The following is a 6,433-nucleotide window of genomic DNA, read 5'->3' as shown; positions in this document are numbered from 1 at the left end:
TAGACGATTGCAAGCATCTAAGGTTTGCTCTTCCTCCTGTTTCGTCAATGTATTCCCAGCTTTCAGCGTCAATGGATGCCCCGGACTGATCATTTCCATAATCTTCTCCAGATGAGAGATGATCTCTGAGTTCGTTGAAGCCTTCTGCAAACTGTTCTGTGAAAGTTTTATGAGTGAATTTTCCATAATGATCACCTAACCGTTTTTCCTGTTCTAATCTTGCTTTTTTCTTTGCTAGCATTCCGATAGGGCTTGTAACCCAATTGTACCAAGTCCTTTGCCAATAGCGTTTGTTTGCATTTTTATTTGGATTTGCTATCCAGTAATTTGTGAACCGTTCGAATTCTAACAGCGCCTCATCATGGGTTAGCCTTTATCGATTGCGTATTGCAAATTAGGTTCAAAATCCTCAGGTAAGCGAAAATCATCTTTTGATTTAGTCCGCTTCGCTTTTTGGGGAACGTTCTTTTGCTTGTGATTGGGAGGTTGGTTTTCTACATCCGTTGTGATTTGCTCTGGTTAGCTTCCGCAAGCATGAATCTCTATTGACTCATGAACCTGTTCGTTTGTTTCTAAATTTTCAGAACAATTTTTTTTTGCTAATACGATAGTATTAGTTTTTTATTATAACTGTTATTGTTTATGTTATATATGGGCATCATTAAGCATTGCTTTAGCATCGTTAAGCATATCACAAGCATCATTTGTATGTTTATCCCATCTTGCCTACGCTGCTTTCTTTGCTCTCTCTGATAACGTCTTTGACCGTGACGTCTTCGATACCTTCTCTAAACTCTCATTAGAGTTATTGAGTTCTTCTTCAACTTTTAAACTCCATAAACACCCATCGTCTAAACGTTCGATATGACCTGTGCTTATTAAAACTTCTAACGCTTTCATGAACATTTTTACTGAACAGCCAGTGTAATCAGCCCGGACCTTCATATTATTTAAAAGTGGTTTTCCAGTATAAAGCATTTGCAAGCGTAACTTTATGTAAACTTTGCACTCAAAGGGAAATAAACAAGCAAGATCAAGAATCCATTTATCTGCAAATAGCCTCCGTCCACGGTAATTTATTGGACATGTATACCCCCTTCTTGCATTAAATATAAAAATTGCTAAAGCATCTGCTTCGTTGTCGTCTTTAGGCGTATGTCCTTTTGTACACACCGCCTTAATCATTTCTTCTTTTGAGGCATTTCCTTTTCCTGTTGTTGCCTTCTTAATTGTGCCAACAGGAATGCCTTCATATAGTATCTGATGATGTTCACACCACGTTGTTAAGGTTGCTAGAAAGCCTCCGTAAATATGAGAAGCGTTTGTACCCACATGCCGGCGTACCTCTTCAAAATACACCGCGTCAATTTCATCAACGGACCTCTTTAGTTCAGTGAGCCACCGTTTAAAGCGTAAATAACGCATACCACCGCCTTCAAAACGGCGTGATTGAAAATCTTCTGTATCGCTTGTTATATGACCATCCGCACCACGTATCGCCCAGCCTGTCTTGGTCCCTAGATCAAGACATAAAATAGTTTGTTGCGTTAGTGATCATAATCCCCTTAAGGCTCTACGTATTTATGCGTGCGCATGGTGACGCGTAATCTATTAATTTGATCTCTTTATTTAATGCTTGTTTAAGAGTGTGAATGATGCTGTTGATGTTCATTACTATCTGTAGAAGCAGCAATAAAAGCAGATTGTGAAGATAATTTAGAATCACATGATTGCGTCCTATAAAAAACGAGAAAAAGTCTTCTGCCTTAATCGGTGCTCCAATTCTTTTGGCTTCATTCAAAAGAATTGGGATATGTTTTGTTGGAATTCTCCCACCAGTTCCACTTTTTGATATAGGACGGAGCCAGGCATACACGCGTGTTCTATGAACCCCAAGCAGCTGAGATACTACCCTACGAACCCCACCTAACAGATTTATTATTTCCGAAAATTGTTTCATAGCACGTTATGTAGCGATTATAAAAACAATATCAAGAAGGAAAATTTATAATGAAACTACATGTTGCTAAATTAGAAAATGACGATTGTATACAACGTACCTACAATAAAGATATGACAATAAGTATCTCGCAATGGTTACAAAATGCCTTATCTGAAGCTGGATTAAGCCAATTAGGGCTTTCAAGACAGCTAACCGCTTCTTTAGGTCGCTCAATAGATCGTGCTGCCGTCAATAAAATGCTAAAAGGAACAAGAGATATTTCTGCTCGAGAATTATTAGAAATATCAAAGCTTACAGGTGCTTCTATTCCCACTAATCACTTAGTTCCTTTGATCGGATCTGTAGGAGCCGGAGGAGAAATAATCGCAATAGATTCTGGTTGTCTAGAAGAAGTAGAAGCCCCGCCATCTGCTCCTAAAGGAACTGTTGCTGTTCGCGTGGTAGGTGATTCTATGTTTCCAGCCATTGAAGAAGGAAGTCGTCTTTTTTATTCCTATCATTTGCTATCAGAAGATCTTATTAACAACCGCGCTATCATAAAAACTAAATGTGGAAAAGTTTACATCAAAGTATTACGTTTCGGAAAAGAAAAAGGGAAATGGGTTTTATCTAGTATAAATGGAAAATATGCCGATATCGTAGATGTAGAATTAGAATGGTGTGCACCTATCGACTGGATTAAGCCAGCCAAAATATGAATTAATATTTTTATACTTCTCTTCAAGCAAGCCTTTAGTTTATTACTTTAAAAAAATTTTTCAAAATCGCTACATTGGTATCCATAAACCACGCACAAACAATTGCCAAGAGGCGTTAGAGAGGAGAAATTATGGAAAATCCAATTCTTATAAATTCTGATGAAATTTTATTAGTTGTCTACGATGATGATCAAAACATTGGTCGGTCAGGACCTCTGGATGAAAGCCAAGTTCTAAAAATTATTGACGAGGCAAATAATGAAATCCAAATCTTTCGCATCAATCCTTCTTAAAAGAGCTGCGAAGATATATCTGAAGATATCGCAGAATTTTATCTTAGAGAACATGAAGAACAGTGTTTTAACGGAAACATACCTCATGACGTTATTTTACACATTACAGCATACGTTTTTTTTAGACGATATAAAACAGCATGAATATAACGATGCAATGTATGATTCTTACGAACAACAACACCGTTTGTATCCTTGTGATGTGCTTTAAATTCTGAAGGGCGCATTTAAAAGCGCCGCCCCCTTTCATTCATCAATCCCATCAACATGAGGTTCGTAATGGAAAAGCCTATTGCTATCCAGCACAATACAATCAAACACGAAACCGTTCAAACGGTCAACGCACGTGAGTTACATGAATTTTTGGAAATAGGGAAAGATTTCTCTACTTGAATTAAGGATCGTATTCATCAATATGAATTTGAAGAGGAAAGTGATTTTATAAAAACACAAGATTTGCGGTCCACAAAATTGGGGAGCGCAAAATCTAGAGCTGTTACAGCCATAGACTATCACCCCACATTAGACATGGCAAAAGAGCTCGCCATGGTAGAACGTAATGAAAAAGGTAAACAAGCCCGTCAATATTTTATTGAATGTGAACGGCGTGCAAAGAAACCTTTAGACCTTGCAAACGCTTTAGAAGACTCTCTCTTTGTGAAAAAACTGCTTTTAGAAAGTGTCACACAATTAGAGACTTTAAAAAGTGAAGTGGGTATCCTTAAACCCAAAGCAGCTGCTCTTGAAAGTTTGCAACGTCACAACGGACTCTTCGGTCTTACAGAAGCCGCTAAAATACTCGAGATACAACCAAAACAATTCATTCTCTTCTTACAGCAAAAAGGGTGGTTTTACAGACGAGCAGCAGGTGGAAATTTGCTACCGTATCAAGACAAAATCCAAAAGCAACTTATGGATTGTCCGACCATCCACTTCAAACCGCAAATGGAATAGAAAAAGTTGTACCAGCAGCAGAAGGCATTGGTTTACAGTTTCAAGAGCTTATAAAGATAAAGCATGCATTAAGAGCAACAATCATGGAAAAGAAATACGAAATGACTGATGAAACAATAGAGTTTGCTGGAAAAACTCTTCACTGAATTAAAGCCTTAAGAGATTTTGATGCTATTAAAGCAGGCGACCTAGGCGGCTTTATACAAAAAGAAGACAACCTCAGTCATGATGGTAATTGCTGGGTAGGTGATGATGCAAAAGTCTATGGTTATGCCAAGGTTTTTGGTGATGTTTATATTGATAACATTTCTGGTATTTATGAAAATGCATGTGTTTTTGGTAGTGAATCTGTTCCCAGAGAAACTAATATTTTTGGCAATGCGCAGATTTTTGGACATATTCGTGTTTTTGCCAATGCACAAATTTACGAAAATGCACAGGTTTCTGGTGTTGCATTTATTAGTGGAAAAGCTAAAATTTATGACAGTCTATTGATTTCTATCAGAGCAAAAATTGGAGGAAATGCCAAAATCCATGGTTATGCATTTATTCAGGGAAACGCAGAGATCATCAATGATGAAATCATCACAAAGGGCGAGAGGCAATAAACCATGGAAAAAAATACGAATTTACTGATGAAATAGACATTCTCTATCGTCGCCCAGTTCGTCGCATGCGTGCACTGAGAGACTTTGGGAACGTTTGTGTTGAATCCAATGCACATATTTTCGATAATACGCAAGTTTACGGAATAGCCGAAATTCACGGCAATACAATATTTGTGAAAAAGCTCATATTGGTGGTGATGCTGTTGTATGTGGTAACACATGTATTTCAAGCAACACACATATTAATTATAATAGAAAAGCCCGAACATATCCCTAGGAAAAGACAGAGCGTATAAGCCCTTTCTAACAGCCAAACCAGCCTTTTAAAACATTCGTGATTCACGCCACACGTGAATTGCGCGTAATGGAGGAAATCAAAATGAGTGAACAAAACACTAACCTAATAGAAATTGAAGAAACACATCATTTAGCCGTCGAACAAACTGCTATGGAATGTATTTTAAATAAAGCCTTAGAAAGTGATGTCAGTATTGACCGCTTAAAGCGTCTTCTTGATTTAAGAGAAAAAGAAATAGAACGACAAGAGCGCCAAAACTTTGTCCGTGATCTTTCGGCTATGCAAACAAAATATCAAAATATTGAAAAAACTCTACAATCACCCATACAAACAGCAAATACGCTATGCTTGATCAGTACATTGATGCTGTAAAGGACGGGCTTGCAAAATACAAATATATTAAACATTAAACAGAAAAAAAACGTTACCATAGAAATAATTCTGTCTCATCCTTCAGGAAATCAAATCTCAACAGAAGGAACATTTCCAATTGACAGTACAGGCTCTAAAAATAGCATACGATCAGTTGGTTTTACACTTACCTACGGGAGATACCTGTTATGCATGCTTCTTAATGTAGCAAGTAAAGAAGACGATACAGATGGTCAACCGCGAACCAAAGAAGGCGATACAAATAATCAAAAAGTTTCCTCTAAACAGATAAAGCAAATCGAATAATTAATTAAAGAAACAGGGACAAATGAAATTAGTCTTCTCTATTTTGCAGAAGCAGGAAAACTAACAGATATGTCTTGTGAAAAAGCAGAATTGGTTTTGGGGCATTTGGAAAGAAGAAAAAATATTCAAAAAGAAAAAGCTCTACAATCGCTCCCATCACAAGAGCAACAAACGGCGGTGTGAGATGGAGCAACGAACAGCAGAATGATTTTCAAGCAAGTCTAGGGAAAGTCATCGCATCAAACATTTACAACATACTCAATAAAAATACAAAAGGATTGCCTACGAGCAAATATGAAGACTACAAAATCAAACTCATAACAGAGCGTTTAACAGGCGAAACAAGCCCCTATTATGAAACTGAAGATATGAGATGAGGTATCGAACATGAAGAAGATGCCTTGAGAGAATATGGTTTCATTTATGATGTCAATATAACAAAGTGCGGCTTTATCCAACACTCCACAATAGAAATGGCGGGGGCTAGCCCTGATGGTCTCATTGGAGAAGACGGTTTAATCGAAGTCAAATGCCCGAGATCAGTAACACATATGCGCTTTTGTATAGGTGACGAAATCAAACCAGAATATCACGCACAAATGCAATTCCAAATGGCTTGTACAGAACGAAAGTGGTGTGATTTCGTAAGCTATGACCCACGTTTTACGGGGGAATTCTTTCACTTACGCATGAAAGTCAAGCGTGTTCTCCGTGATGATCAACAAATTGAACAGATCAATCAAGCTGTTGAAACCTTTTTAGCAGAGATAGAACGAGAGATAAAACAACTCTCAACAAAAGCTGCTTAACCTTATGGGGGTGTTTTGTTCCCCGCATATCTACGAGCACCCCCACCCTTTCACATAAGGAAATTAAACGTGTGTAACACAAAACATATTATCATACAGCCTGCTAAAGATGAGGAATTTTGTTTTTTTACC

3 protein-coding genes and 6 pseudogenes are annotated in these 6,433 nt (G+C 37.6%); 5 read left to right on the top strand and 4 right to left on the bottom strand.

What is annotated here, in order from left to right:
• From ACFIQC_RS09090 to ACFIQC_RS09075, 4 genes and pseudogenes are all read right to left on the bottom strand, one after another.
• Positions 1-241 (bottom strand): annotated as a pseudogene (locus tag ACFIQC_RS09090) (hypothetical protein); the annotation flags it as partial.
• Between the two features lie 485 nt (positions 242-726).
• Positions 727-978 carry a hypothetical protein gene (locus ACFIQC_RS09085; protein ID WP_375647795.1) on the bottom strand — a complete coding sequence of 84 codons (252 nt, stop codon included), beginning with the start codon at positions 976-978 and terminating at the stop codon, positions 727-729.
• Positions 979-1,076: 98 nt separating this feature from the next.
• A pseudogene (locus ACFIQC_RS09080) lies at positions 1,077-1,558 on the bottom strand (crossover junction endodeoxyribonuclease RuvC).
• 82 nt (positions 1,559-1,640) lie between these two features.
• Positions 1,641-1,960, bottom strand: a pseudogene (locus tag ACFIQC_RS09075) (hypothetical protein).
• A gap of 50 nt (positions 1,961-2,010) precedes the next feature.
• On the opposite strand from ACFIQC_RS09075, the gene ACFIQC_RS09070 reads away from it, so the two are divergent.
• From ACFIQC_RS09070 to ACFIQC_RS09050, 5 genes and pseudogenes are all read left to right on the top strand, one after another.
• Complete coding sequence (locus ACFIQC_RS09070; RefSeq protein ID WP_375707078.1) at positions 2,011-2,661, top strand: S24 family peptidase; 651 nt, start codon at positions 2,011-2,013, stop codon at positions 2,659-2,661.
• Between the two features lie 131 nt (positions 2,662-2,792).
• Entirely contained in the window at positions 2,793-2,954 is a 162-nt protein-coding gene (locus ACFIQC_RS09065; RefSeq protein WP_375621638.1) for a hypothetical protein, read from the top strand.
• A gap of 393 nt (positions 2,955-3,347) precedes the next feature.
• Positions 3,348-3,958, top strand: a pseudogene (locus ACFIQC_RS09060) (phage antirepressor KilAC domain-containing protein); the annotation flags it as partial.
• A 937-nt stretch (positions 3,959-4,895) separates the two neighbouring features.
• Positions 4,896-5,675: pseudogene (locus ACFIQC_RS09055) on the top strand (ERF family protein).
• Position 5,676: 1 nt separating this feature from the next.
• A pseudogene (locus ACFIQC_RS09050) lies at positions 5,677-6,301 on the top strand (lambda exonuclease family protein).
• The last annotated feature ends 132 nt before the right edge of the window (positions 6,302-6,433 follow it).

Origin of the sequence: Bartonella sp. AA126HLJHH, assembly GCF_042197425.1 — a bacterium.
Lineage (GTDB): Bacteria > Pseudomonadota > Alphaproteobacteria > Rhizobiales > Rhizobiaceae > Bartonella.
This window is presented reverse-complemented; position numbering and strand designations above follow the sequence as displayed.